Consider the following 25,232-nt stretch of genomic DNA (forward strand, 5'->3'; position numbering starts at 1 on the left):
CCAGCTTCCGGGCAGGCTGCGGGTAACAAAAGAGAGTACGACTATGTATCACCTTCGTGTACCGCAAACAGCAGAAGAGTTAGAGAGCTACTATCAGTTCCGTTGGGAAATGCTGCGTAAGCCGCTGCATCAGCCTAAGGGTTCGGAACGTGACGCCTGGGATGCGATGGCGCATCATCAGATGGTGGTGGATGAAGAGGGCAACCTGGTGGCCGTCGGCCGGCTATATATCAATGCGGAGAATGAAGCTTCCATTCGCTTTATGGCCGTTCATCCCTCGGTGCAGGATAAAGGGCTGGGTACGCTGATGGCGATGACCCTCGAGTCCGTCGCGCGTCAGGAAGGGGTTAAGCGGGTCACCTGTAGCGCTCGCGAAGATGCGGTGGAGTTTTTCGCCAAGCTCGGCTTTGTCAATCAGGGGGAGATTACTACCCCGACCACCACGCCGATCCGTCATTTCCTGATGATTAAACCGGTCGCGTCGCTGGACGACATTCTCCACCGCGGCGACTGGTGCGCGCAGCTACAGCAGGCGTGGTATCAGCATATCCCGCTGAGTGAAAAGATGGGCGTGCGCATTCAGCAGTACACCGGGCAGAAATTTATTACTACCATGCCGGAAGCGGGGAATCAGAATCCGCACCACACGCTGTTTGCCGGCAGCTTGTTCTCGCTCGCCACCTTAACCGGATGGGGGCTTATCTGGCTGATGCTGCGCGAGCGGCACCTGGGGGGCACCATCATTCTGGCGGATGCGCACATCCGCTACAGTCAGCCCATTAGCGGCCGTCCCAGCGCCATTGCCGACCTCGGTTCTCTGAGCGGCGATCTTGACCGTCTGGCGCGTGGGCGTAAAGCCCGCGTGCAAATGCAGGTGGAGCTTTTTGGCGACGATAAACAGGGCGCCGTATTCGAGGGGATCTACATCGTGCTGCCGGCGAAGCCCTTTGGCTCTTACGAAGAGGGCGGCAACGAGGAAGAGTAGCCCCGGGCGGTTATCGTCCTGGCGATGCTACGCGCCAGGCGATATCCCGCATGGCCTCTCGCGCGGCGCGGCTGATCCCCCCCAGCTGAAAGAAGCCGTGGATCACCCCCAGATAGCGCTGACAGGAACTCTCCACCCCTTGCGCCATCAGCCTTCGATGCAGCGCTTCGCCCTCGTCGCGTAAAGGATCGAACTCCGCCGTCAGAATATGCACCGGCGGCAGACCGTGAAAATCGTCGCGCCAGAGCGGACTGGCATCCGGATGGTTCGCCGGCGTCGAGGCGAGGTACATTTCATAGCCGCTCAGCAGCGTGTCCCGGGTAATCACATAGTCAGCGCCGTTGCTGACGTAGCTTGCCATGCTGGCGGTGGGGTCAAGCATGGGATAAATCAGAATCAGTTGCGCGGGTTGCCACGCCATATTCGCTTTCAGGCGCAGGGCCGTTACCAGAGCGAGGTGCCCGCCGGCGCTGTCGCCAGCCAGGGTGATGCGTGATGCGTCAACGCCAAGCTGCTCCGCGTGTCGGTGGATAATCATGACACCTTGTTCTGCGTCATCGTGCGCTGCCGGAAAGGTATGCTCCGGCGCCAGGCGGTACTGCACGGCGATCACCCGGCAGCCGCTGAACCAGGCTAGCTGACGGAGCTGATTGTCGTGGGTGGCAAAGCCGCCGCTGACAAAACAACCGCCGTGGTAGTAGATAAGTGTCGGCAACAAGCCGCTGGCGGTGGGCGGTGAAACGATGCGGAAGTTCATCCCCTCCAGCGTGATATCCTCCACCCGCACTCTGGTTTCCATCTCCCCGGCGAGCACCGCGCTGGCGATATAGCCGGCTCTCCGATCATCAATATGTTGAACGCGTGATGACGGACGCTCTGCCGCAATAAACGCCTCAACCAGCGAAGCAATTCCTTTTTCCAGCGCCATGTGAAGTTCCTTATACTGTTTTAATATCCAGTGTTATAGCCTGGATTATGGCGAAAAGACAGACTTGATGAGATCGCCTTTACGTTCTGGAAAGCGGCTCGCAAAAATGCGTGAACGCCGGCCGAGGTGCTGGATACTGCGGTTTGGCACTTGTAATGTGTGACTGGTAGCTGTACGAGCCTGATTCGATTACTGTAAGCCAATGGCGTAGCAAGATGATCTTTATAGAAACGCATTGAAAGACCGGGTCGCAAGTGCTTCCCGGTTTGATGAGAACTTACTCCCCTTCGCCAGGGAACATGAACGGGTTTATTGAGCTTCTGGCGAAGCCTTCCTGCTCCATGCGGGCGTCGAGCACCAGGGATGCCAAATCGTCGGCGACGGCTTCGACTTTTGGATCCTTCTCCTGATACATAATCTTCAGGTAGGTTCCGCAGTCGCCACAGCTTTCAGCTTTCACCGCAGCCTGCTCGTTGTCCAGTGACCAGTAGTGCAGGTCGCGGCTCTGTTCGCAATTGCTACATTTGACGCGTACCACGTGCCACTCGGTTTCGCACAGATTGCAGTGCAGATAGCGCAGCCCCTGGGTGGTACCGATCTGCACGATGCTGGAGACCGGCATCGAGCCGCACACCGGGCAGAACTGGCGCTGTTCGCCGTATTCGGCGCGCGCTTTTCCGGGGATCAGGCTGGCCATCTGCGCCCAGTAGAGCGACAGCGCGGCCCAGATGAACGGCGCTTTATCGCTGCTGACCGAGGCGAAGTCGGAAGCAAACAGCGCGCTGGCCATCTGCTCCAGCTCCTGCTCAGAGGCTTTTTCCAGATTCTCAATCACCGCCAGCGCCGGGCCGCTCATCTCCGGCTTCAGCTCGGCAATCAGCGAGTGCAGCAGCTTGTGCCAGTGTTTGTCGCGCGGCAGGACGTGGATATCCAGCGGCGGCTTGCCCTGTTCGCTGGCCGCTTTAATGCGGGCGGTGAGATCCATCTGCAGCGGATGGTCGTACAGCACCACTTCCTGGGCATGGGCGATCAGCGCGGCAAAGCGCAGATAATCGCCCAGCGGGTTGTTGGCGGCCAGCTCGCGCAGGCGTTCAGCGCGGCGGTTATACAAATTTTTCAGTCTGGGGAACAGTAGCGGCGGAATGGCTTCCGCCGTGCGTTTCTCGCTCGAACCCAGCTCGTCTTGCGGGATTATGCGAATACTCATTCAGATGACTTTTCCTGTTTCTGGCGGACCTCTCGGTACCAGCGCGGGTGATGTTTCTTCGCCCACGTACTGGTGACCCAGCCTTCCACCATCGCGGTAATGGTGCCTTTCACCCAGAGGGCGGCGTAGATATGCACCATGATAACCACAATTAACGCCACTGCGGCAAATGAATGCAGCATCAGCGCAAATCGGATCACCGGGATTGAGAAAGCCGGCGCAAAATACGGACGCCAGATGATCACACCGCTCACCAGCAGCAGTACCAGGAAGATAATCGCCGCCCAGAATACGCATTTCTGGCCGAAGTTATAGCGCCCGGTATCGCCCACCTCCTCGTTGACGACGATCTTACGAATATTCTTCGCCCAAAAGATATCATCCCGATTGATTAGGTTGTGGTGCCAGTAACGGAAAAACATGATGATGAACGACGCGAACATCACCACGCCGACGAATGGGTGGAGAATTCGCGCCAGCTGCGGCGTGCCGAGGATATGCATCAGCCAGTTAAAGGACGGGAAGAAAAAGCCTAACCCGCTTACCGCCGCCAGGATGAAGCAGAAGGCGGTGACCCAGTGGTTGATGCGTTCCGGCGCCGTGTAGCGCACGATGGTGTCACGTCGTTTCATTTGCGCACCTCGTCTTTCTCTTCATGCAGGTTGTCCTCTTCCTCTTCCGCGCGGTTCGGACCGACGCCGACGTAGTGGAAGATACTGGCTGCGAAGGTCGCGGCGAAGCCGACGGCCGCCAGCGGTTTCCAGATGCCTTTCCAGAACTTGACGGTCTGGCTGATCTCCGGGTTTTCCGGCAGGCCGTGGTACAGATTCGGCTTGTCGGCATGGTGCAGCACGTACATGACGTGGGTGCCGCCGACGCCGGCCGGATCGTACAGGCCCGCATTGTCGTAACCGCGGGTTTTCAGCTCAGCCACGCGCTCGCCGGCCAGCGTTTTCATATCCTCTTTGGAGCCAAAGTGGATGGCGCCGGTTGGGCAGGTTTTCACGCAGGCCGGTTCCTGGCCGACGGTGACGCGGTCTACGCACAGGGTACATTTGTAGACGCGGTTGTCTTCCGGGTTCAGACGCGGCACATCGAAAGGACAGCCGGCGATACAGTAACCGCAGCCGATGCACTGCTCGGACTGGAAATCGACGATGCCGTTGGCGTACTGAATGATCGCGCCTTCTGACGGGCAGGCCTTCAGGCAGCCCGGATCGGCGCAGTGCATGCAGCCATCTTTGCGGATGAGCCATTCCAGCTTGTCGTTTTGCTCCACTTCCGAGAAGCGCATTACCGTCCATGACTTGGCGGTCAGGTCCGCCGGGTTGTCATACACCCCGACGTTGTGACCGACTTCATCACGAATATCGTTCCATTCGGAGCAGGCCACCTGACAGGCTTTGCAGCCGATACAGGTGGTGACGTCGATAAGCTTCGCCACCTCCTGCTGGTGGTCCCGCGCCTGAGGCGCGGGAGTGAAACCGTTAGTCGCGGAACGACGAATAATATCTTGCGATTGATAAGCCATAAGTCGTCTCCGTTACACCTTTTCCACGTTCACGAGGAAAGCTTTGAACTCCGGCGTCTGCGTGTTCGCATCACCGACGAACGGCGTCAGGGTATTGGCTATAAAGCCTTTTTTCGCCACGCCCTCATAGCCCCAGTGAATAGGAATGCCGATGGTATCGATATCCTTACCGTCCACTTTCAGCGTGCGAATACGTTTGGTCACCACCGCCTTGGCCTTGATGTAGCCGCGGTTGGAGGAGACCTTGACGGTATCGCCATGGCTGATGCCAAGCTTATTCGCCAGTTTTTCACCGATCTCCACAAACTGCTCCGGCTGCGCGATGGCGTTAAGCAGCGCGTGCTTGGTCCAGTAGTGGAAGTGTTCGGTCAGGCGGTAAGTGGTGCCGACGTACGGGAATTTCTCCGCTTTGCCCATCTGCTCGAGATCGCCTTTGAAGACGCGAGCGGCCGGGTTAGAGACCACGTTCGGGTGCAGCGGGTTAGTCCCGAGCGGCGTTTCAAACGGCTCGTAGTGTTCCGGGAACGGTCCTTCCGCCATCTTATCGATAGCGAACAGACGGCCCATCCCTTCCGGCTGCATGATAAACGGACCGACGTCGCTGCCAGGCGCGGCGGCGCTGTAGTCCGGAATATCCACGCCGCCCCATTTCGCGCCGTCCCACTTCAGCAACTGACGTTTAGGATCCCACGGTTTACCCTGTGGGTCCGCGGAGGCGCGGTTATACAGGATGCGGCGGTTGAGCGGCCATGCCCAGGCCCAGCCCAGCGTATTGCCCAGACCGGACGGATCGGCGTTATCGCGGCGCGCCATCTGGTTGCCTTCCGGCGTCCAGCTTCCGGCGAAGATCCAGCAGCCGCTGGAGGTCGTGCCGTCGTCGCGTAGCTGTGCGAAGGAGCTCAGCTGCTGCCCTTTCTTGACGATCACCGCGCCGGTCGCCGGGTCGGTAATATCCGCCAGCGCTTTACCGTTGCTTTCCATCGCCACTTCTTCCGACGCCGGCTCATGCGGTGTGGAGTAATTCCACGTCATGTTGAGCACCGGATCCGGCGCCGGGCCACCCTCTTCGGCATACATCTTACGCAGGCGAGTGAAGATACCGGCGAGGATTTCGCCATCGGTGACAGCGATCCCCGGGGCGTCCGCGCCTTTCCAGTGCCACTGCAGCCAGCGGCCGGAGTTGACGATAGACCCGTTCTCTTCGGCGAAGCAGGTGGACGGCAGACGGAACACTTCGGTCTGGATTTTCGACGGGTCAACATCGTTCGACTCACCGTGGTTTTGCCAGAAGGTGGACGTTTCGGTATTGAGCGGGTCGATGGTCACGAGGAACTTCAGCTTCGACAGGGAAGCGACGACCTTGTTTTTGTTCGGGAACGAGGCGACCGGGTTAAAGCCCTGGCAAATATAGCCATTCACTTTGCCCTGATTCATCATCTCGAAGTACTGCAGAACGTCGTAGCTCTTATCCCACTTCGGCAGCCAGTCAAAGCCCCAGCTGTTTTCTGCTGTCGCTTTATCGCCGAAGAAGGCTTTCATCATGGAGACGAAGAACTTCGGATAGTTGCCCCAGTAGTTGACCTGGTCTTTCAGCAGCGGCTTCGGCGTGTTAGCCGTCAGGTAGGTCTGCAGGTCGGCCTGTTTTTCGTTAGGCAGCGACATGTAGCCCGGCAGGCTGGTAGAGAGCAGGCCGAGGTCGGTCAGACCCTGGATATTGGAGTGGCCGCGCAGGGCGTTGACGCCGCCGCCTGCCATCCCCATGTTGCCGAGCAGCAGCTGGATCATCGCCATGGTGCGGATGTTCTGCGCGCCGATGGAGTGCTGGGTCCAGCCGAGAGCGTACAGGAACGACGCGGTTTTATCCGGCGCGCTGGTTTCGGCAATGTATTCACAGACTTTGAGGAAGTCGGCCTTCGGCGTACCGCAGATGTTTTCGACCACATCCGGGGTATAACGGGAAACGTGCTGCTTCAGCAGGTTCCAGACGCAGCGCGGATGTTGCAGCGTGGTATCGCGTTTGGCGAAGCCGTTTTCGTCCAGCTCATAGTTCCAGCTGGTTTTGTCATACTGGCGTTTTTCTGCGTTATAGCCGCTGAACAGCCCGTCGTCGAAGCTGTAGTCCTCACGCACGATCAGGCTGGCGTTGGTGTAGGCTTCGGTGTATTCGCGGTTGAATTTTTCGTTATTCAGCAGGTACAGGATCACGCCCGACAGGAAGGTAATGTCGGTACCGGAACGAATCGGGGTATAGAAATCAGCCACCGACGCTGTACGCGTGAAGCGCGGATCGATAACGATGAGTTTGGCACCGTTATGGATTTTGGCTTCCATCGCCCAGCGGAATCCCACCGGATGCGCTTCAGCGGCGTTACCGCCCATCACCACGACCAGGTTGGCGTTCTTAATATCCACCCAGTGGTTGGTCATCGCACCGCGACCAAATGTTGGAGCAAGACTTGCTACCGTTGGTCCGTGTCAGACACGCGCCTGGTTATCCACCGCCAGCATCCCGAGGGCGCGGGTGAATTTTTGCGTTAAATAGCCGGTTTCGTTACTGGAAGCGGAGGCGCACAGCATCCCGGTGGTCAACCAGCGGTTGACGGTGGTGCCGGCGTCGTTTTGCGCGATAAAGTTGGCGTCGCGGTCCTCTTTCATCAGCTTCGCGATGCGATCGAACGCTTCGTCCCAGCTGATTTGCTGCCATTTATCGGAGCCTGGCGCGCGATATTCCGGGAATTTCAGGCGGCTTTCAGAATGGATAAAGTCCACCAGACCGGCCCCTTTCGGACAGAGCGCACCACGGTTAACCGGATGATCCGGATCGCCTTCGATATGGAAAATGGATGCTTTGGCGTTTTTTGCGCCGTCGCCGAGGCTATACATCAACAGCCCACAGCCGACAGAACAGTATGTGCAGGTGTTACGGGTTTCGCGTGTGCGCAGCAATTTGTACTGCCGTGTCTCCGCGAGCGCAGTTGCCGGGGCAAAGCCCAGCGCTGCTGCCGTGGTTCCCGCCATACCGCCAGCGCAGATCTTAAAGAACTGCCTTCTGCTGACCTGCATGGTTCGCTCCTTGTTTCGACATTGTCACATGTAGTTATTTGCTTTGCGGTGAAAGCCGCAAAGGTTCAGAATTAGGGCATATTTCCCTCATTCCTGAAGGGATAAAAACAGAATACCACATTGTGTGTATGCCTGTTCCAATACGGTTAAAGCAAAGTGAACAAGAAGCCTCTCGAACAAATCGAAAATGTGACGAATATCACAGGATATCGCCAGGTCTCCCTCTGGAAGCGCGAGGATCTGCAACACCCTCAGCCAGATGAGTTAGCGGAAGAGGTCCCCGTCGCGCTGGTCTACAACGGTATCTCCCACGTAGTGATGATGGCCACGCCGAAAGACCTCGAGCAATTCGCCGTCGGCTTCTCCTTATCCGAAGGGATTATTGAGCATCGGCGGGAGATTTTCGGCATGGACGTGGTGTCGATGTGCAACGGCCTTGAGGTGCAGATTGAACTCTCCAGCCGGCGTTTTATGGGGCTCAAAGCCCGGCGACGCGCGCTGGCCGGGCGCACCGGCTGCGGGGTATGCGGCGTCGAGCAGCTCAATGATATTGGTAAGCCGGTCCAGCCGCTGCCGTTCACCCAGACGTTCGATCTCGCCAACCTCGACCAGGCTCTGGCGCATCTTAACGACTTTCAACCGATCGGCCGACTCACCGGCTGCACCCACGCGGCCGCCTGGGTCCGGTCGACGGGCGAACTGGCGGGCGGTTTTGAAGACGTCGGCCGGCATGTGGCGCTGGATAAACTGCTCGGCCGGCGGGCGGAAATCGGCGAGGGCTGGCTGCCTGGCGCCGCGCTGGTATCCAGCCGCGCCAGCTATGAAATGGTGCAGAAAGCCGCGATGTGCGGCGTCGAGATCCTGTTCGCGGTATCAGCAGCTACCACCTTAGCGGTGGAAGTCGCCGAGCGCTGCAACCTGACGCTGGTGGGCTTTTGCAAGCCGGGCAGGGCGACGATCTACACCCACCCGCAGCGTTTGAATGCGGGTTAAAAGTTGATCAGTAAATTTGAACAATGACAGTAAATCCTTCCGCTTTTTGTTTGGTGATGTGCGGGCTACTATTTAACACATCAAGGCACAACGCCTTATCTAAACAACTAAATGAAAGGGTTTATCTCATGAAAAGCATCAAAACTTTTGTCGCAGTAATCGCTATGGCCGCCTCTTTTGCTTCCTTCGCTGCTGAAACCGTCACCGCTACCGCGACAACGATGGACGGCGCGGAAGCGAAAATCGCCGCTCAGGCCCAGGCTGCTGGCGCTTCGTCTTACAAAATTACCGAAGCGTTTACCGGCAACCGCGTGCATATGACTGCGGAACTGAACAAATAAGCGTAACGCTACTGTCGAAAGAGCGCCTCAGGGCGCTTTTTTTGTTTCCGCTTTGGCAAAAAACAGTCACTATTTCCCACCGCCGCGAAAAAAATGTGGCAGTACTCACGTTTCCGTTCTTTTCTTAAATCCCCATTATTACCGCAAATGAAACATCTTCAATGCTGAATATCTCGATGTTTTAACGCTATGAAATATAAAGATATTAAAACCAGAAAGCGATGAAGATCACTCTCTTTTAATGAGATGTTTATCACAAAAATAAGCGTGATATCACTCCTGTCAACTATTCACGGACCTAATTTAATACGCATTATGTGATCTCCATTGCAAATAGAAGTCTTGCAGTCAGGGAAAAATGTCGTCAGGCAAATGAGCGAGGAAGCGTCATGAAAATTGGCATCGTTATTAGCGGCGGGGATGTTTCGGGAATGAATAATTTTATATTCCAGATTGCCAGGCAGGCTGATGCCGAGATCACCCTGTTTAATGGCGGTATTCCTGGCCTGCTGGAGAAAAATCATCAGGATATCGCGTGGCGCGATCTGGTTGATTTCTCTATTACCGCTGTGCCGATCATTACCTCCGGACGCACCAGTCGCAAACTGCAGCGCAGCGAATATGAAATGATTGCTAAAAAACTTAAATCGTTGCGTATTGATGTGCTTATTATGGCCGGGGGGGATGGCAGCCTGCAGTTTCTCAATACCCTAAGTGAATTTGATATTAATTGCTTTGGCGTGGGAATGACTATCGATAATGATGTGTATGGCAGTGATTATACGATTGGTTTTTCCACGGCCTGCGAGCAGATTATTAAAGAAGTCTCCCGTTTAAGAAATACCGGGAGAGCGCTGCCGGGGCGGGTTTTTATGGTTGAGATATTAGGAGGTTATTGTGGAGAACTAACGTTACAGTCCGCCATTAAATGCAATGCGGATATTGCCCTGATCCCGGAGGCGCAGATGCCGCTGGCCATGCTTGCGGAACGGATTACCCGGAAGCTGAGCATGCAGAACAGCGTCGTTATCCTCTGCTCAGAAGGCTACACCAAAGAGTACTCTCCCGGCTTTCAGGGAGCGATTGATACCATGATCAAACAGCTGGAACCGCAAATTGGCGTTCGTATCCGTAAAACGATTGTCGGCTATGGCTTACGCAGCGGTGACCCGACCTGTGAAGAGATTTATCAGGGCACCATTATGGCCAGTGAGGTGGTTCGCTGTATTCAGTCAGGTATGAAAAATAAAGCCATAATAATTAATTCCAGTAATAAACCTATTCCGATTGATTTAGTCAGTATGAAAAAACGTCTGGTCGATACTGAAGGACATCATTATAAACTTGCCAAGCAACTCAATATTATTTGAGGAGACCCTCCATGCTGAAAATTTTATGCGTATGTGGCTGCGGCCTCGGTTCAAGCTTTGCCATTGAAATGACGGCGAAGGCAGTTTTAAAAAAGCTGGAAATTCCCGCTCATATTGAACACACCACCGTATCCGAAGCCGGAGCCTTTAAATCGGATATGATTTTGACGCAAAAAACCTTTGCCGACATCTTAACCGCCGATGCCACTGAAGAGGAAATTAAACGCGTCGTGGTGCTCAATAAACTTACGGATAAAGAGGAAATTGAAACCAAAATCGTCGCATTCTTAAAAGAACGTCATCTGAAGGTGGCTGATTATGAATAGCTTCGTTGCGTTTATCGTTAAGGATTTACTTGGTCAGGCATCTATTCTTATTGCTTTTATTGCCATGCTTGGCCTGATCCTGCAAAAGAAATCTCCGGGCAAAACCGCGGAAGGGACGTTTAAAACGCTGCTCGGCTTCTTAATTATGATGGCCGGGATCAACATCATTGTCGCCACGCTAACCTTCCTCAACGATATCTTCACCCAGGGGTTTGGCATGAAGGGCTACATTACCGATGTGGCCGCCATCGCCGGGTTAGCGAATCGGGAATTAGGTTCGGAAGTGGCGCTGACGCTGCTGGTGATCTTTGCCGTCAATATAATTATCGCCCGTCTGACGCCGCTAAAATATATTTTCCTGACCGGTCAGGCGCTGCTGTGGATGGCGACGATCGGCGCCGTGATTGGCTATAAATCCGGGCTCACCGGCGTACCGCTGATTTTAACCGGGGGCATCTTCGGCGGCGTGATGGCGGTGTTAATGCCGGCCCTGGCGCAGCCGGTGGTCAGGCGCATAACCGGGTCTGACGACGTAGCCCTGGGGCACTTCTGTACCATCGGTTATCTGGTGCAGGCCGCCGTCGCGAAGGTCGTCGGCAAAGGTTCCCGCTCCACGGAAGATCTCGAGCTGCCTGATAACTTTAAGTTTCTGCAGGATACCTATCTGGCCATGGCGGTGGTGATGGTGCCGATGTATCTCATCCCGGCTATCGCGGCAGGCCCGCAGTACATCGCGCAGTTCTCCGGCGGGATTAACTACCTGATGTATGCCTTTATGCAGTCCATTCAGTTTGTCGCCGGGGTTTTTGTCCTCTATAGCGGCGTGCGTTTATTGCTCAATGAGCTGGTGCCGGCCTTTCGCGGTATCGCGATGCGTATTGTCCCGGATGCGAAGCCGGCTCTCGATTGCCCGGTACTGTTTCCTTATGCGCCGAATGCGGTGATTGTCGGATTTCTGGCGACGACCGTCGGCTCGATTATCGGCATGCTGATCTTCCCAATGTTCGGTCTGGCGATGATCCTCCCCGGGCTGTTAACCAACTTTTTCGCCGGCGGCACGGCAGGGGTATTTGGCAACGCGCTGGGCGGACGCCGCGGGGCAATGATCGGCGGGGTTATTCACGGTCTGTTTATCACGTTTCTGCCGGCCATTCTGGTGCCCATGCTGGAGAGTTACGGCTTTACGGGCGTCACCTTCAGCGACTCTGACGTCATCAGCTCGGGTCTGGTATTAGGCCACGCCTTCCAGAATAACTGGCTCTTTGTCGCCTTATTTATTGTGTTTGTCGCCGCACTGGCATGGTTTGTCAACGGGAAATCCGCTAAGCCGAAAGGGGAAAATGTTCATGAGTCTGTATAATTTCAATGAGATTTTAAAAATCGCCCAAGAGAGAAATTTTAAAGCGATTGGCTCGTTTAACTTGCACTGTATTGAGATGCTACCGGCATTTTTCAAAGCCGCGCAAAACAGCCACAGCCCGTTAATGATCCAAATTTCAACCGGGACCGCGGAGTACCTCGGCTATCGTTTGCTGGTCGACGCCGTGCGTTCATTAGCGGACAGTGAAAATATTCCAACCTGTCTGCATCTTGACCACTGCTCAGATATTAAGGCCATCGAGACGGCAATGAACGCGGGCTTTTCGTCGGTGATGTACGACGGCTCACATTTAAGCCTTGAGGAAAATATCGGTAATACGCGAATAGTGGTGGAGATGGCCCGCCCGCGCAATATTACGGTAGAAGGCGAACTGGGGGCGATCGGCGGGTCAGAGGATGGAAAAGCGGTGGCGGCGGAAGATATCTGCTTTACCACCGTCGAAGACGCGAAACGCTTTGTGGAGGAGACCCGGGTCGATATGCTGGCCGTCTCGGTGGGCACTGTGCATGGCCTCTACACCGGTAAAGCGCAGATACAGCACCAGCGGCTGAAACAGATTAGCGCGGCGACCGGCGTGCCGCTGGTACTGCACGGCGGTACCGGCGTCAGCGATGAGGATATGCGGCTGGCCGTCACCGAAGGGATTAATAAAGTGAACGTCGGGACGGAAATGAACGTGCAGTGGGTTGACCGCTGTAAAACGACGTTTGAGAAAGGGAAAGTGAATGACAGCGTACGGAAATTCTTAATTCCCGCCAACCAGGCTGTCACTGAAGTCTTAATGGAAAAAATGGCGTTATTTAAATAACGTTTTCTCCGTCACACTCTATTTCGTTGCCCTGTCTTCCGCCAGGGAGGGAACTTGCTATGTTTGAATCATTGAAAACGTTGTGGAAAAAAGAGCAAACCCCGCTGCAGGATTATGATCAACAGTCCCGTCAGTTGGCGGAGGAGATTGCCAGGCTGGAAGGCGAACTACAGCGCCAGCCTGGCAATAGCGAGGTGCAAAAAACATTGATGCTGACTTACAACCGGGCGCTATCCATATATGCCAAAAGCACCACCCACCGGCAGGATATTGATACGCTGTTTCTACAGATTGATAATTTACGCAATATTATTCGCCGCAATATTTAGGAATACAGAATGACCATAAAAGAACTGCTTATTGAGGCCGATGCCATTCAGGTTGGCGTTGTGGAGTCCGACTGGCAGCGGGTAATAAAGCTGGCTGCCCGCCCGCTGGAGGCAAAAGGCTTTATTTCGACCGAATATAGCCAGGCGGTGATCGACAATACCCTGAACCATGGCGCCTATTACGTTTTCGATGAAGGTATTGCTATCCCCCATGCCCGACCCGAGTGCGGCGTCAGACGCAACTGCTTTAGCCTGGTGCTGTTGGAAAAGCCGATTCCCTTTGCAGACAGTGAAAAGGCCGACATCGTCATTATGTTTGGCGCCCGGGATAGCAATGCGCATATCGAGGAGGGGATCCGCTCCATCGTCGCGCTGCTGGATAACAATGACACGATGGCCAAACTGCGGATGGCCCGCAGCCGGGAGGAGGTTGTCGCATTACTATGAACAGACATCTGACCCCAGTCTGCAAAACGGCTATTTTAATCAACGGCATTCCGGCTTCGGGGAAGAGTACCATCACCCGTTTGCTGGCGGAGACCTTCAGCCTGCCGGTATTGACGATCGACGGCATCAAAGAGCCGTTTATGGCGCGTCTGGCCCCGGTCGACCGGCCAATGAATCGCCAACTGGGCTGTGCGGCGTATGAGGTGATCTGGTCGATTGTCGGCGCATCGCCTGCCAGCATGGTCTGGTTGATCGACGCCTGGTTCGGCTTCCAGCCCCGGGAGACCTTGCAAAAATTGCTGCAGCAGGCGGGCGTGGAGCAGGTGATTGAGATCTGGAACCATATCTCCCCCGAGCTGGCGGTCGCGCGCTATGCCTCGCGGCTGGCGACGCGGTCGCCGGGCCACCCCGGCGAAGAGTATCTGCCGGAGCTGGCCCAACTGGCCGGGCGTGCGCAGCCTATGTCTTTAGGGCCCCTTCTGACGATAGACCAGCGGCGCCCGCTGGAGATAACGCCGGTTATTCACTGGCTTGAAGGCACAATTAGCGGACAACGCACCGGTCTGGCGAATTTCGCATACCCGTCCTAGGGCATACCCGCCAGCCGCAGCAGCGCCGTCACCACCGCCGCGGCGATAATTACGCCGATCAGCGGCACCTTGCGCCAGGCGAGGAACACCGCGACGGCAACGCCCAGAACGCGCGCCATGCCGGCGAAATGCGCGCCTTCATAGAAAGTGGTGGCCAGGGCGACGGAAAAAAGCAGCACCGTCGCCGCATCGGAAAGCAGCGCCTGCGAGCGCTCGGAAAAGGCCAGCCGATTACCAAGCTTCGCGCCGCCAAGACGCATCAGATAGGTTCCCAGCGACAGGATGGCGATACCGGCGATAAACAGCGTCATATTGCCCATTATTTTTTCCTCGACAGTAAACCAAACAGCGAGAGCAGCACCGGCAGCCCGGTAGGCGCAAACGGCACGGCGGCAAGCGCCAGCGCGGCGCCGCTGGCGGCGCGGATCAGCGTGGTACGGTTTTTAAAGGCCGGGATCACCAGCGCCAGCAGGATTGCCGGGAAGACCGCATCAAGCCCGATGGTCTCCGGCGCCGGCAGCAGTTTGCCGACGGCGGCGCCGGTGAGCGTACCCAAAGGCCAGATCAGCGCCACGCCGGCGCCGCACAGCCAGTAGGCCGCTTTGCGCTGCGCGGGGGTGGGCTGCGACAAGCCAAAGACCACGCTCTCGTCGTTCATAATGTGGCACCCGATAAAGCTTAAGGCGCGCTGACCCACCAGTTCACGCACGGTCACCCCGAAAGGGATATGACGCGCGTTGACTAACAGGCCAGCGGCGGCGGCGGCCAGTGGGCTACCGCCGCTGGCGACAATGCCGATAAACATAAATTCAGAGGCGCCCGCCAGCACGGACACCGAAAGCACGAGCGGCACCCATAAGGGGAAGCCGTAAGCCACCGCCAGCGACCCATAGGACATGCCCACCACCCCGACGGCGAGGCAAACTAAAGCAATCGCTTTTATCGTGTCTCCGCTGAGACTGGAGAGAGTTTGTTTCATATCACTTAGCCATATCGAACGAATTTCCATTATAATGAACACATAATAATCGTTTTTCAAGGCGAACGAATCGTTCGATATAAAAAACAAAGGGGCGGGTATGACACAGCCAATCAGCGTTATCGCCAAAAGTCTGGTGCGGGAGCGGGCGCGGACCGGGCTTTCGCTGGCGGAAGTCGCGCGTCGGGCGGGTATCGCCAAATCCACGCTATCGCAACTGGAGTCCGGCAACGGTAATCCTAGTCTGGAAACGCTGTGGTCGCTCTGCGTGGCGCTGGATATTCCATTTGCCCGGCTGCTTGAGCCGCAGGTGAACAAAACGCAGGTGATCCGCCGCGGCGAGGGGACAAAAGTGGTGGCGGAGCAGGCGAACTATCAGGCTATTTTGCTGGCCGCCTGTCCGCCCGGCGCGCGTAGGGACATCTATTTGCTGCTCACCCAGCCCGGCGCCGACCGCATTTCGCATCCGCATCCGCCAGGGTCAGTGGAACATATTATCGTCACTCAGGGGCGCGCGCGGGTAGGATTGACGTCGGCGCCGGAAGAGCTCGGCGAGGGCGACTATATCTGCTACCCGGCGGATCAGGAGCATGTGTTTCAGGCCCTGGAGCCGGATACGCAGGCGCTGCTGATCGCTGAGCAAAACTGACATCGCACCGGCGGGCGTCGCGCTCTCGCTGGACGCCATAGCCGTATTGCGGGACACTAGCCGCATTCTTCCGCGAAGACAGGCATACCTATGTCGCTGAAAGCCATTGCTAAAGAACTTGGGATCTCGGTTACGACCGTCAGCCGCGCGTTAAACGGCTATGATGATGTGTCGCAGGAGACCCGTGCTCGCGTCGAGGCTGAAGCGCAGCGTCGCGGATATCGGCCAAACACGTTCGCGCGTCGCCTGAAAATGGGCAAAATCGACGCCGTTGGCCTCGTGTTCCCCGTGCGCCCCGCGCCGCTGAATAACAACGTCTTTCTCGAAATGGTGGGAGAAATCAGCCACGAACTGGCGCGCTATGAGATTGATTTACTGCTGATCGCCGATGATGAACAGGCCGATAAGCACGGGTATATGCGCATGGTGCAGAGCCGTCGCGTCGATGCGCTGATCGTCGCGCATACCCTGGACGACGACCCGCGCCTGATTCAGCTGCTCTCTTCCGGCTTTCCTTTCCTCGCGCTGGGCCGTAGCCGCCTGCCGCAGCCCTACGCCTGGTTTGATTTCGATAACCAGGCGGGCACCTACCGCGCCACCCGCCATCTGATTAGCCAGGGGCATCGGCGCATCGCGCTGCTGAGTGAAAATAATAATCAGGCGTTTATTACCCAACGGCGCAACGGTTACCTGGAAGCGCTGCGCGAAGCGGGCCTGGCGGAAACCTGGCTGCGCAGCGTGCCGCCCACCCGCCGCGGCGGGTTTCAGGCAACGATGGAACTGCTGCGCTTGCCTGAACCGCCAACGGCGATTGTCACCGATTGCAACACCCATGGCGACGGCGCGGCGATGGCCCTGGCTCAGCTTGGGCGTCTTACCGGCGCCGATCGCGTCTCACTGGTGGTCTACGACGGTTTGCCGCAGGACAGCATCATCGACACCCCGGTAGGCGCAGTGGTTCAGTCCACCCGACAGGGGGTGGGACGCCAGATAGCCACGATGGTCCGCCGCTTAATCGCCGGCGAGGATCTGGCCTCGCTCCAGGTGCTCTGGCAGCCCGAATTCATCCCCGGCGAAACCGCCTGATACCGCTCTCCACAGATTAATTTCCTGAACTCGATCACGGATCCGAAACGTTTTGGTTGGCGTCCGAAACGTTTCGGATCAACAGTAAGGCATTCCTTGAAGTGGAGATGTCTAATGTCTGATTCGATTATACGCCTGCAAAGCGCAGCGGCTGACGTGGTGATCAAAACCCACCCTTTCGCCGAAATTATCTACTGGGGGCCGCATTTAAGCCACTTTTCGCCGCAGGATGCCGACAGCCTGACGCGGCCGGTCGCCAATGGCCGCCTCGACGTCGATTCCCCGGTCACCTTAATGGCGGAGCTGGGCCATGGTCTGTTTGGCGCTCCGGGCATTGAAGGCCATCGCCAGGGGCTGGATGCCTCGCCGATTTTCGCCACCAGCGAAGTGCGGCACGAGGGCCAGACGCTGACCCTGGTCAGCGAAGACTCGCAGGCCGGCCTGCGGTTGTGCAGTGAAATCCAGCTTGATAGCAGCGGCGTGCTGAGCGTGCGCCATGGCGTGACCAATCTGCGCGCCAGCCCATGGCAGGTGGATCGCCTGGCGGTCACGCTGCCGGTCGCCGAACGCGCTCGCGAGGTAATGGCTTTTCACGGCCGCTGGATCCGCGAATTCCAGCCCCATCGTCTGCTCCTTGAACACGACAGCTTTGTGCTGGAGAACCGCCGCGGGCGTACCTCTCACGAACATTTCCCGGCCCTGATCACCGGCAGCCACGCCTTTAGCGAGATGCAGGGTGAAGTCTGGGGTGTGCATCTGGGCTGGAGCGGCAACCATCGCCTGCGGGCGGAGGTGAAAACCGATGGCCGCCGCTATCTGCAGGCCGAGGCGCTCTATCTGCCTGGCGAAATGGCGCTGGCGGAAGGGGAAACCTTATGGACGCCGTACCTGTATGCCAGCTACTCGGCGAACGGGCTGAACGGTATGAGCCAGCAGTTCCATCGTTATCTGCGCGAACGGATTATTCGCTTCCCGGGCAACAAGCCGCGCCCGGTGCATCTCAACACCTGGGAGGGGATCTATTTCGACCACGATCCGGACTACATCATGCGCATGGCGGATGAAGCAGCGGCGCTGGGCGTGGAGCGTTTTATTATTGACGACGGCTGGTTTAAAGGACGCAACGACGACTGGGCGGCGCTCGGCGACTGGTATCTCGATGAGGACAAATATCCCCACGGCCTGACGCCGGTTATCGACCACGTGAAATCGCTGGGGATGGAGTTCGGCATCTGGGTGGAGCCTGAGATGATTAACCCGAACTCCGATCTCTACCGCGCCCATCCCGACTGGCTGCTGGCGCTGCCGGGCTATACGCCGCTTCCCGGGCGTCATCAGTTTGTCCTGAACCTGAATATTCCGGAAGCTTTTGATTATCTGCTGGAGCGGATGAGCTGGCTGCTGGGCGAGCACGCGGTGGATTATGTGAAGTGGGATATGAACCGCGAGCTGGTACAGCCCGGGCATAACGGTAAAGCTGCCGCCGATGCGCAAACCCGCCAGTTCTATCGCCTGCTGGATACGCTGGTGGCCCGCTTCCCGCATATTGAATTTGAATCCTGCTCCTCCGGCGGCGGTCGTATCGATTATGAAGTCCTCAAGCGCAGCCATCGCTTCTGGGCTTCTGACAACAATGACGCCCTTGAACGCAATACCATCCAGCGCGGCATGAGCTACTTCTTCCCGCCGGAGGTGATGGGCGCGCACATCGGTAATCGCCACTGTCATGCCACCTTCCGCCAGCACAGTATCGCCTTCCGCGGCCTGACGGCGCTGTTCGGTCATATGGGGCTTGAGCTGGATCCGGTGAGCGCCGATGAAGAAGAACGCGCCGGGTACCGGAAATACGCGGCCCTGCATAAGCAGTGGCGCGACGTGATCCATCACGGCGTGCAGTGGCGGATGGATATGCCGGACGCCACCACCCTTGCCCATGGCGTCGTCAGCCCGGATAAAGCGCAGGCGATTTTCCTCGTCAGCCAGCTGGCGATGCCGGACTACACCCTGATGGCGCCGCTGCGCCTGGCGGGGCTGGAGGCGAGCGCCCGCTATCAGGTGACGCTCCTCGATCATCCGAACATACAGATCACCGGCGAGGGCGGCCACACCATGCGGAAGCTGCCGGCATGGATGACGACGCCGCAGACCGTAAGCGGTGAGTGGCTACAGCAGGCGGGGCTGGCGCTGCCCATCCTCGACCCGGAAAGCGCCATTCTGATTGGCCTGCAACGCGTGTGATGGTACCGGGCCGCGCCGCGGCCCTTCTTGAGGAAAATATAATGAACCCGACCGTCTGTACCCACAAAAACAACCCCAACTTCTGGATTTTCGGGCTGTTCTTCTTTCTCTACTTCTTCATCATGGCCACCTGCTTTCCGTTTCTGCCGATCTGGCTGTCGGACGTCATCGGCCTGAATAAAACCGAAACCGGCCTCGTTTTCTCCAGCCTGTCGCTGTTCGCCATCTGTTTCCAGCCGATCCTCGGGATGATCTCTGACAAGCTGGGGCTGAAAAAACACCTGATGTGGATCGTGACCGTTTTGCTGGTGCTGATTGCTCCCTTCTTCCTTTATGTTTTCGCTCCGCTGCTGAAAACCAATATCTGGCTCGGGGCGTTGAGCGGCGGCGCTTACATTGGCTTTGTGTTCTCCGCCGGCGCCGGCGCGATGGAGGCCTATATCGAACGGGTAAGCCGCAACAGCGGGTTTGAATACGGCAAGGCGCGCACCTTTGGTTGCCTCGGCTGGGCGCTGTGCGCCACCACGGCGGGGATGCTGTTCAGCGTTAACCCGGAGTGGGTGTTCTGGATGGGCTCAGCCGCCGCGCTGCTGCTGGTGGTGCTGGTGGCTATCGCTAAACCGCAGGCCAGTCAGTCCGCGCAGGTAATGGACTCGCTCGGCGCCAATCGCCCGGCGATCGATTTAAAAACGGCGGTGCGCATGTTCCGCCAGCGGAAGATGTGGATGTTTATTCTGTACGTCATCGGCGTAGCCTGCGTGTATGACGTTTTCGATCAGCAGTTCGCCACCTTCTTCAAATCGTTCTTCGCGACCCCGGAAGCAGGCACCCGTGCCTTTGGTTTCGCCACCACCGCGGGAGAAATTTGTAACGCCATCATTATGTTCAGCTCGCCGTGGATTATTAACCGCATCGGGGCGAAGAATACCTTGCTGATTGCCGGGATGGTGATGGCGGCAAGAATGATTGGCTCTTCCTTCGCCACTACCGCCGCGGAAGTGGTGGCGCTGAAAATGCTCCATGCGCTGGAGGTGCCGTTCCTGCTGGTGGGCGCCTTTAAATATATTACCGGCGTGTTTGACGTCCGGCTGTCGGCGACCATTTACCTGGTGGGCTTCCAGTTCGCCAAGCAGGTGGCGGCGATCTTCCTCTCCGCCTTCGCCGGGAATATGTATGATCGGATTGGTTTCCAGGAGACCTATATGATCCTCGGCGGTATTGCCCTCACCGTCACTTTAATATCGGCGTTTACGTTAGCGGGTAAGACGAAAACTGAGCCGCTGCGCGATAATGCGATGACGGTTTAATCATTGGAAGGTAAGATCACATGGATGTGACTGAAAGATAAGAATATTTTTATGGTGAAAATGAAAGAGCGCATAAGCAGCGGTAGGCATTAAAATATAAGGAATGAACAATAACCGCCAGAATTGTACCCGGCTTTACCCTATATAAGGGCTATAACTTATTCTTCTTTTTGTAAAAAAGAGATAATCCTTTCGGTCAATAAAAGTTAACTCCCTCATACTCGTGATGAGCTGTAATGATATCATCACACCTCTTTATTTCCTGTCTGGAAAGCTTGATATCTTTTTATTATTTTATTTTTCTCAATTAACGTATCTTAATAAAGATGACCAGTAAAATAAAAATGCGAGGCTAGAGTATGGATCTATGTAACGCAGCAACATGTGAACTGGATTACATTCCTGGCAGAGTTCACAATTTATAGTGAACACCATTGTTAGAGGGTATGATCAATCACCATGGCATCGATTAAAGACGTAGCGAAAAGAGCTGGGGTCTCGACGGCGACCGTATCACGAGTCCTGAATAATCACCCCAGCGTAGTCGCGGAAACGCGTAAGGCGGTGCGGGAGGCGATGGATTATCTTTGCTATGTTCCCAGCAAAAGTTCGTTTCAGCTTAGCGGGAAATGTTCAGGGCTGATTGGTGTGGTTTTGCCTAATCTGGTGAATCCTCACTTCTGTGAACTGCTGGCGACGGTGGAAGAAGAGGCCCGGTATATCGGCAAATCGGTGATCGTTAAAACGCATCAGAATCAGCCGCAGCAGGATAAACATATTATTCAGGCCTTAGTGGGGATGGGCATTGACAGTTTGCTATGGGTGCCGACAGAAGCAGAAGCCGAACTTTCAGAATGGTTAAGCATTACCCGGATCCCGGTCGCCGTCGTCACCCAGGTATCCCGGTTCTTTAATTCCGTATCGATTAATCAGGACCGGGGCGCAGAAAGTATTGCGGAACATTTTATTCATACAGGCCATCTTTCATTTGGCTTTGTGGCCCAGGAAGGGGTGGATAGCCGTAAGGTTTCGTCGTACAGCAAAAAAATAGCGAGTCACGGTTTAAAGCTTGCTAAAGATAATTCGTTCTGGATAGCCAAAGGCGAGGGTGAAAAGATATCAGGCCATATTAGTATTCTTGATGACATTATCGAGAAACTCAGCGAGCCGACGCGAACCTGTACATGCCTGTTAGTGTATAACGACATTGCGGCAAACTATATTATCGATGGGCTAAAAGAAAAAGGCATCTCCGTTCCTGAAGATATTGCGATTGCCAGCTTTGACAATACCCTGCTGGCGCAAACTAAAAAAATCACCAGCGTTGCACAGCCGGTAAATGAAATTGCTCACCTCGCGTTTCAGATGGTGAAACATCAACAGCAGCCGGACAGTATTGAAATGCACGAAATTGTCTCTCGGTTAATTATTCGTGAGAGCAGCGTAAAAATTAATATTACTTCCCTGTAAGGGATTTATGTTTAGAAATGGCGCGAAATTTGGCGCCATGGGCTCCTTTTAACAAAAAATAGGTGTATTTATGTCTGCTACCGCAATGGAAAAGCCAAGCGCTTATGAAAAGCTGGGGCTGAGGGAGAAGATCGGCTACGGCATGGGTGACGCCGGTTCAGGAATGATATGGAGCGTACTGGCGCTCTATCTGACGTGGTTCTATACCGATGTCTATGGCCTCAATGCCGGAGTGGTGGGCACATTATTCCTGGTGATTCGCATCTTCGACGCGTTTAGCGATCCGCTGATGGGGGCAATCTGCGACCGCACCGTGTCGCGCTGGGGAAAATTCCGTCCATGGCTATTATGGATGGCATTTCCGTTTGGTCTGGGGGCGGTACTGATGTTCACGACCCCAGAGCTCAGCATGAACGGCAAGATTATTTATGCCTGGGTTACCTATCTGGTTATGTCGCTGATTTATACCGCGATTAATATTCCCTATTGCTCGGTCGGCGGCGTCATTACCCTCAATCAGAAAGAGCGTATGGGCTGTTTGTCATGGCGCTTTTTCCTGAATGGCCTGGCAACATTAATTATCTCCTCCTCTATTCTGCCGTTAACGGACTGGCTGGGTAATGGCGACCGCGCCTCCGGTTTCCAGCTGACCATGGTCATTATGGGTGGTGCGGCAACGCTGATGTTCCTGTTCTGCTTTTCCAGCATTAAAGAGCGGGTGGTATCGGTTAAGCAAAACGAGTCGTTGAAAAAAGACCTACGGGACATTATCAAAAACGATCAGTGGCTCTTAATGATCTCTATTACTTTCCTGAACGTTTTTCCGGCATTTATCCGCGGTGGCGTCACTATTTATTATGCGACTTATGTCATGAAGGCGTCTGTCGGATTTATTACCTTCTTTATGGCGCTGGGCGTGGCCTGTAATATGCTGGGCAGCGTGCTTGCCAAACCGCTTACCGATCGCTTTGATAAGCTGGCGCTATTCCGCATTATTAACATTATTCTCGGTATTCTGTCATTTGCGCTGTGGTTTATCGATCCGCAATCACTGACCCCGCTGATGGCGCTATTTATCGTCATTAACATTCTGCATTTAATTCAGTCTGGCCCCATCCTGTGGGCGATGATGTCCGACGTCGATGACTACGGTGACTGGAAATTTGGTAAACGCCTGACCGGCATCTCCTTTGCGGGAAACCTGTTTATGCTCAAAATGGGGCTGGCGGTCGCTGGCGCAATCGTCGCCTGGATTCTGGCATTTACCGGCTATGTCGCGAATGAGCCGCAGCAGAATTCTCGGACTATTCAAGGAATTATCATGATGTTCTCACTGTTGCCGATGGTGAGTTATTTCATCAGCGCGTATCTGGTGCGCTACTTCAAGCTGAATAACGCGTTCCTTGAGAAAATCAAAACGGATCTTGCAAAACGTGAGCTGGAAAAAGGTCGCGGTCAACCACAGGAGGTTCAGGATGTCCCTGTCATTTAATATAAAACAAGGTCAGCGCATTGATTTGTGGCTGAAAGCGTCCAAACCGGCGGCGCAACCCCTGTTTTCTATTCGCGTGAACGGTCAGGTTATATTTAAGATTCAGGAGGCGTCGGGCTATTTCCAGTATTTTACCTGGACCTCGTTTCAGGACGGCGTTGCCACCCTGGAGTGGCAGTCGGAATATAGCGAGATATCGCTTTGTTACACCTGGCATCCGGATTCACTGCGCGCGAGCGGCGTCACCTTTATCGCGACAGCCGGGCAGGATTTGCGCCTGATGAGCGGTCAGGATATTGCTGACGAGTATCTGCAGGAGCCGCTGCGTCCGGCATTGCATTTCTCGCCGCGTACCGGCTGGATGAACGACCCTAACGGGCTGCACTACAAGAACGGCGAGTGGCATCTGTTTTATCAGTATCATCCGCACTCCAGCCAATGGGGCCCAATGCACTGGAATCATGCGGTGAGCCGCGATCTGTATCACTGGCGGCATTATCCGGTTTTCCTGCAGCCAGAGCAGAATCTTTCCGCGTTAGGCGCGACGGGCGGTGCGTTTTCCGGCAGCGCGTATATTGATAAACAAGGAAAAACCCGCTTCTGGTATACCGAACGACTCCCGGCTTACGATCTGTATCGCGGATACCGGGAAGTGCAGAAAATGGCCGTTGCGCACGACGACTACGATAAGCCGGAATGGGTAAAAACCGTCTTAACCGACCTGCCTGCGGGCGTGGACTGCGATTTCCGCGATCCAAAAGTCTGGTACGAAGAGGCCGATGCCACCTTTTATATGATCCTCGGCGCGTCGGTAAATGGCGATCCGGCGATGCTGCTATTTCACTCGGCGGATAGTGAACGCTGGACGTTCCATCATGTGCTGTATGTCGCTCCCGGCTATTTTCGCGAAAACGGCGGTCGCTGCGTCGAATGCCCGGATTTCTTCTGCCTGGATGGCGTATGGGTATTAATTATCGGCGTCGTTGGCTACACGGAGCCGACAACCGGGCGACATAATTTGCTTTTTGCCCAGACCGGTACTTTCCGGAACGGCTATTTCACGCCGTCCGAGCAGCCGCTGCAGACTTTAGATTTCGGTACGGATTTCTACGCCCTGCAAACCTGGGGTGAGGACGACCGAAGAATCGGCTTTGCCTGGTTATATAACTGGGCGACGCAGAAACCGGTGGACTCCGCTTACTCGGGGGAAATGTCGCTCCCGCGTCGCTTTCATCTCAATGCGCAGCAGCGGCTATGCATGATGCCGGAGCTGCCGCCGGAATCATTGGTCGTCAGCCGCCATGCGCTGGATGACGGTGATATCTGGGTTAATGAGAAAGGCTGTAAAGCCGGCATTGTAACCTTTATGCCTGCCGATGGTTTCCGTTTGACGTTAACGGGCGATAGCGGCCAGCAAATCATCCTCGAACAGGACGGTAAAAATCTGACGCTATATGAAAAAGGCCGGGACGATGGGCGTTACCGCGCGCCGGTGGCCGGCGTCAGCGACGTCACGCTGTGTTTTGATGCCGGGATTGTTGAGGTCTTCGCAAATCAGGGCAGCGTATGCGGTACGCGACGCTATTACTCATGCAGTCAGCTCACCCGGATCCAGCTCTCCGGCGCGCCGGCACAGCTTACGCAATATCGCTCGACGTATTCGCAGGAATAAGCAAAGTCAAATTTAAGCGTTGATGTTCGATTTCTTATTA

24 protein-coding genes are annotated in these 25,232 nt (G+C 55.7%); 17 read left to right on the plus strand and 7 right to left on the minus strand.

Annotation, left to right across the window (positions count from 1 at the left end):
- Nucleotides 1-43: 43 nt before the first annotated feature.
- The gene (gene fabY, locus K5R89_RS17720) at nt 44-985 is read left to right on the plus strand and encodes a fatty acid biosynthesis protein FabY (protein ID WP_004178031.1); all 942 of its coding nucleotides are present in this window, start codon (nt 44-46) and stop codon (nt 983-985) included.
- A 10-nt stretch (nt 986-995) separates the two neighbouring features.
- Here fabY and K5R89_RS17725 read toward each other — a convergent pair whose 3' ends face one another.
- The 5 genes from K5R89_RS17725 to fdnG all read right to left on the minus strand — a co-directional run bounded on the left by K5R89_RS17725 (nt 996) and on the right by fdnG (nt 7,714).
- Nucleotides 996-1,913, minus strand: a complete 918-nt coding sequence (locus tag K5R89_RS17725; RefSeq protein ID WP_110238352.1) for an alpha/beta hydrolase — start codon at nt 1,911-1,913, stop codon at nt 996-998.
- A gap of 277 nt (nt 1,914-2,190) precedes the next feature.
- A complete protein-coding gene (gene fdhE, locus K5R89_RS17730) occupies nt 2,191-3,120 on the minus strand; it encodes a formate dehydrogenase accessory protein FdhE (protein ID WP_004203631.1) in 930 nt (309 codons plus the stop codon).
- On the minus strand, nt 3,117-3,752 hold the full coding sequence (gene fdoI / locus K5R89_RS17735) for a formate dehydrogenase cytochrome b556 subunit (protein WP_004203632.1): 636 nt from the start codon (nt 3,750-3,752) through the stop codon (nt 3,117-3,119). The genes fdhE and fdoI overlap by 4 nt, the downstream gene beginning before the upstream one ends.
- Nucleotides 3,749-4,651, minus strand: a complete 903-nt coding sequence (fdxH, locus tag K5R89_RS17740) for a formate dehydrogenase subunit beta (protein WP_002882822.1) — start codon at nt 4,649-4,651, stop codon at nt 3,749-3,751. Before fdxH ends, fdoI begins: the two co-directional genes overlap by 4 nt.
- Before the next feature lie 12 nt (nt 4,652-4,663).
- Nucleotides 4,664-7,714, minus strand: coding sequence for a formate dehydrogenase-N subunit alpha (gene fdnG / locus K5R89_RS17745; protein WP_109548395.1), 3,051 nt, complete (start codon nt 7,712-7,714; stop codon nt 4,664-4,666).
- A 156-nt stretch (nt 7,715-7,870) separates the two neighbouring features.
- On the opposite strand from fdnG, the gene fdhD reads away from it, so the two are divergent.
- The 9 genes from fdhD to K5R89_RS17790 all read left to right on the plus strand — a co-directional run bounded on the left by fdhD (nt 7,871) and on the right by K5R89_RS17790 (nt 14,299).
- The gene (fdhD, locus tag K5R89_RS17750; protein ID WP_023291500.1) at nt 7,871-8,707 is read left to right on the plus strand and encodes a formate dehydrogenase accessory sulfurtransferase FdhD; all 837 of its coding nucleotides are present in this window, start codon (nt 7,871-7,873) and stop codon (nt 8,705-8,707) included.
- A 128-nt stretch (nt 8,708-8,835) separates the two neighbouring features.
- Nucleotides 8,836-9,048 carry a YdgH/BhsA/McbA-like domain containing protein gene (locus K5R89_RS17755; RefSeq protein ID WP_023291501.1) on the plus strand — a complete coding sequence of 71 codons (213 nt, stop codon included), beginning with the start codon at nt 8,836-8,838 and terminating at the stop codon, nt 9,046-9,048.
- A gap of 389 nt (nt 9,049-9,437) precedes the next feature.
- Nucleotides 9,438-10,418 carry a 6-phosphofructokinase gene (locus tag K5R89_RS17760; RefSeq protein WP_023291502.1) on the plus strand — a complete coding sequence of 327 codons (981 nt, stop codon included), beginning with the start codon at nt 9,438-9,440 and terminating at the stop codon, nt 10,416-10,418.
- An 11-nt stretch (nt 10,419-10,429) separates the two neighbouring features.
- The gene (locus K5R89_RS17765) at nt 10,430-10,744 is read left to right on the plus strand and encodes a PTS sugar transporter subunit IIB (protein ID WP_004203640.1); all 315 of its coding nucleotides are present in this window, start codon (nt 10,430-10,432) and stop codon (nt 10,742-10,744) included.
- Entirely contained in the window at nt 10,737-12,104 is a 1,368-nt protein-coding gene (locus K5R89_RS17770) for a PTS sugar transporter subunit IIC (protein ID WP_023291503.1), read from the plus strand. The genes K5R89_RS17765 and K5R89_RS17770 overlap by 8 nt, the downstream gene beginning before the upstream one ends.
- Entirely contained in the window at nt 12,091-12,933 is an 843-nt protein-coding gene (locus tag K5R89_RS17775; RefSeq protein WP_177335917.1) for a class II fructose-bisphosphate aldolase, read from the plus strand. The genes K5R89_RS17770 and K5R89_RS17775 overlap by 14 nt, the downstream gene beginning before the upstream one ends.
- Before the next feature lie 59 nt (nt 12,934-12,992).
- Entirely contained in the window at nt 12,993-13,262 is a 270-nt protein-coding gene (locus tag K5R89_RS17780; protein WP_017899833.1) for a hypothetical protein, read from the plus strand.
- A 9-nt stretch (nt 13,263-13,271) separates the two neighbouring features.
- Complete coding sequence (locus K5R89_RS17785) at nt 13,272-13,709, plus strand: PTS sugar transporter subunit IIA (RefSeq protein ID WP_004203645.1); 438 nt, start codon at nt 13,272-13,274, stop codon at nt 13,707-13,709.
- Nucleotides 13,706-14,299 (plus strand): ATPase AAA, encoded by a 594-nt coding sequence (locus tag K5R89_RS17790; RefSeq protein WP_044520894.1) that lies wholly within the window; start codon nt 13,706-13,708, stop codon nt 14,297-14,299. Before K5R89_RS17785 ends, K5R89_RS17790 begins: the two co-directional genes overlap by 4 nt.
- Here the strand turns inward: K5R89_RS17790 and K5R89_RS17795 are convergent.
- Nucleotides 14,296-14,619, minus strand: coding sequence for an AzlD domain-containing protein (locus tag K5R89_RS17795; protein ID WP_008807893.1), 324 nt, complete (start codon nt 14,617-14,619; stop codon nt 14,296-14,298). The two genes, K5R89_RS17790 and K5R89_RS17795, sit on opposite strands and share 4 nt — an antisense overlap.
- Nucleotides 14,619-15,278 carry an AzlC family ABC transporter permease gene (locus K5R89_RS17800; protein WP_044520898.1) on the minus strand — a complete coding sequence of 220 codons (660 nt, stop codon included), beginning with the start codon at nt 15,276-15,278 and terminating at the stop codon, nt 14,619-14,621. The genes K5R89_RS17795 and K5R89_RS17800 overlap by 1 nt, the downstream gene beginning before the upstream one ends.
- A gap of 100 nt (nt 15,279-15,378) precedes the next feature.
- Here K5R89_RS17800 and K5R89_RS17805 point away from each other — a divergent pair, with 100 nt between their 5' ends.
- The 7 genes from K5R89_RS17805 (at nt 15,379) to K5R89_RS17835 (ending at nt 25,192) form a co-directional block, all read left to right on the plus strand.
- Nucleotides 15,379-15,927 carry a helix-turn-helix domain-containing protein gene (locus K5R89_RS17805; RefSeq protein ID WP_002882865.1) on the plus strand — a complete coding sequence of 183 codons (549 nt, stop codon included), beginning with the start codon at nt 15,379-15,381 and terminating at the stop codon, nt 15,925-15,927.
- A 90-nt stretch (nt 15,928-16,017) separates the two neighbouring features.
- A complete protein-coding gene (locus tag K5R89_RS17810; protein ID WP_032454463.1) occupies nt 16,018-17,013 on the plus strand; it encodes a substrate-binding domain-containing protein in 996 nt (331 codons plus the stop codon).
- A 114-nt stretch (nt 17,014-17,127) separates the two neighbouring features.
- Complete coding sequence (locus K5R89_RS17815) at nt 17,128-19,251, plus strand: alpha-galactosidase (protein ID WP_217259499.1); 2,124 nt, start codon at nt 17,128-17,130, stop codon at nt 19,249-19,251.
- A gap of 41 nt (nt 19,252-19,292) precedes the next feature.
- Complete coding sequence (locus K5R89_RS17820) at nt 19,293-20,558, plus strand: MFS transporter (protein ID WP_217259500.1); 1,266 nt, start codon at nt 19,293-19,295, stop codon at nt 20,556-20,558.
- A 459-nt stretch (nt 20,559-21,017) separates the two neighbouring features.
- On the plus strand, nt 21,018-22,028 hold the full coding sequence (locus tag K5R89_RS17825; protein WP_101997128.1) for a LacI family DNA-binding transcriptional regulator: 1,011 nt from the start codon (nt 21,018-21,020) through the stop codon (nt 22,026-22,028).
- Between the two features lie 70 nt (nt 22,029-22,098).
- Nucleotides 22,099-23,520 carry a glycoside-pentoside-hexuronide (GPH):cation symporter gene (locus K5R89_RS17830; RefSeq protein WP_217259501.1) on the plus strand — a complete coding sequence of 474 codons (1,422 nt, stop codon included), beginning with the start codon at nt 22,099-22,101 and terminating at the stop codon, nt 23,518-23,520.
- A complete protein-coding gene (locus K5R89_RS17835; protein WP_048296389.1) occupies nt 23,504-25,192 on the plus strand; it encodes a glycoside hydrolase family 32 protein in 1,689 nt (562 codons plus the stop codon). Before K5R89_RS17830 ends, K5R89_RS17835 begins: the two co-directional genes overlap by 17 nt.
- The last annotated feature ends 40 nt before the right edge of the window (nt 25,193-25,232 follow it).

Source organism: Klebsiella sp. TF21-TM (assembly GCF_019753495.1).
In the GTDB taxonomy this organism is placed as follows: Bacteria; Pseudomonadota; Gammaproteobacteria; order Enterobacterales; family Enterobacteriaceae; genus Klebsiella; species Klebsiella quasipneumoniae.

Excerpts from the sequence above, each read along its gene's own strand:
- fabY (WP_004178031.1), top strand. The coding sequence starts at position 44 with ATGTATCACCTTCGTGTACCGCAAACAGCAGAAGAGTTAGAGAGCTAC.
- K5R89_RS17725 (WP_110238352.1), bottom strand. The coding sequence starts at position 1,913 with ATGGCGCTGGAAAAAGGAATTGCTTCGCTGGTTGAGGCGTTTATTGCG.
- fdhE (WP_004203631.1), bottom strand. The coding sequence starts at position 3,120 with ATGAGTATTCGCATAATCCCGCAAGACGAGCTGGGTTCGAGCGAGAAA.
- fdoI (WP_004203632.1), bottom strand. The coding sequence starts at position 3,752 with ATGAAACGACGTGACACCATCGTGCGCTACACGGCGCCGGAACGCATC.
- fdxH (WP_002882822.1), bottom strand. The coding sequence starts at position 4,651 with ATGGCTTATCAATCGCAAGATATTATTCGTCGTTCCGCGACTAACGGT.
- K5R89_RS17755 (WP_023291501.1), top strand. The coding sequence starts at position 8,836 with ATGAAAAGCATCAAAACTTTTGTCGCAGTAATCGCTATGGCCGCCTCT.
- K5R89_RS17760 (WP_023291502.1), top strand. The coding sequence starts at position 9,438 with ATGAAAATTGGCATCGTTATTAGCGGCGGGGATGTTTCGGGAATGAAT.
- K5R89_RS17765 (WP_004203640.1), top strand. The coding sequence starts at position 10,430 with ATGCTGAAAATTTTATGCGTATGTGGCTGCGGCCTCGGTTCAAGCTTT.
- K5R89_RS17770 (WP_023291503.1), top strand. The coding sequence starts at position 10,737 with ATGAATAGCTTCGTTGCGTTTATCGTTAAGGATTTACTTGGTCAGGCA.
- K5R89_RS17775 (WP_177335917.1), top strand. The coding sequence starts at position 12,091 with ATGAGTCTGTATAATTTCAATGAGATTTTAAAAATCGCCCAAGAGAGA.
- K5R89_RS17780 (WP_017899833.1), top strand. The coding sequence starts at position 12,993 with ATGTTTGAATCATTGAAAACGTTGTGGAAAAAAGAGCAAACCCCGCTG.
- K5R89_RS17785 (WP_004203645.1), top strand. The coding sequence starts at position 13,272 with ATGACCATAAAAGAACTGCTTATTGAGGCCGATGCCATTCAGGTTGGC.
- K5R89_RS17790 (WP_044520894.1), top strand. The coding sequence starts at position 13,706 with ATGAACAGACATCTGACCCCAGTCTGCAAAACGGCTATTTTAATCAAC.
- K5R89_RS17795 (WP_008807893.1), bottom strand. The coding sequence starts at position 14,619 with ATGGGCAATATGACGCTGTTTATCGCCGGTATCGCCATCCTGTCGCTG.
- K5R89_RS17800 (WP_044520898.1), bottom strand. The coding sequence starts at position 15,278 with ATGAAACAAACTCTCTCCAGTCTCAGCGGAGACACGATAAAAGCGATT.
- K5R89_RS17805 (WP_002882865.1), top strand. The coding sequence starts at position 15,379 with ATGACACAGCCAATCAGCGTTATCGCCAAAAGTCTGGTGCGGGAGCGG.
- K5R89_RS17810 (WP_032454463.1), top strand. The coding sequence starts at position 16,018 with ATGTCGCTGAAAGCCATTGCTAAAGAACTTGGGATCTCGGTTACGACC.
- K5R89_RS17815 (WP_217259499.1), top strand. The coding sequence starts at position 17,128 with ATGTCTGATTCGATTATACGCCTGCAAAGCGCAGCGGCTGACGTGGTG.
- K5R89_RS17820 (WP_217259500.1), top strand. The coding sequence starts at position 19,293 with ATGAACCCGACCGTCTGTACCCACAAAAACAACCCCAACTTCTGGATT.
- K5R89_RS17825 (WP_101997128.1), top strand. The coding sequence starts at position 21,018 with ATGGCATCGATTAAAGACGTAGCGAAAAGAGCTGGGGTCTCGACGGCG.
- K5R89_RS17830 (WP_217259501.1), top strand. The coding sequence starts at position 22,099 with ATGTCTGCTACCGCAATGGAAAAGCCAAGCGCTTATGAAAAGCTGGGG.
- K5R89_RS17835 (WP_048296389.1), top strand. The coding sequence starts at position 23,504 with ATGTCCCTGTCATTTAATATAAAACAAGGTCAGCGCATTGATTTGTGG.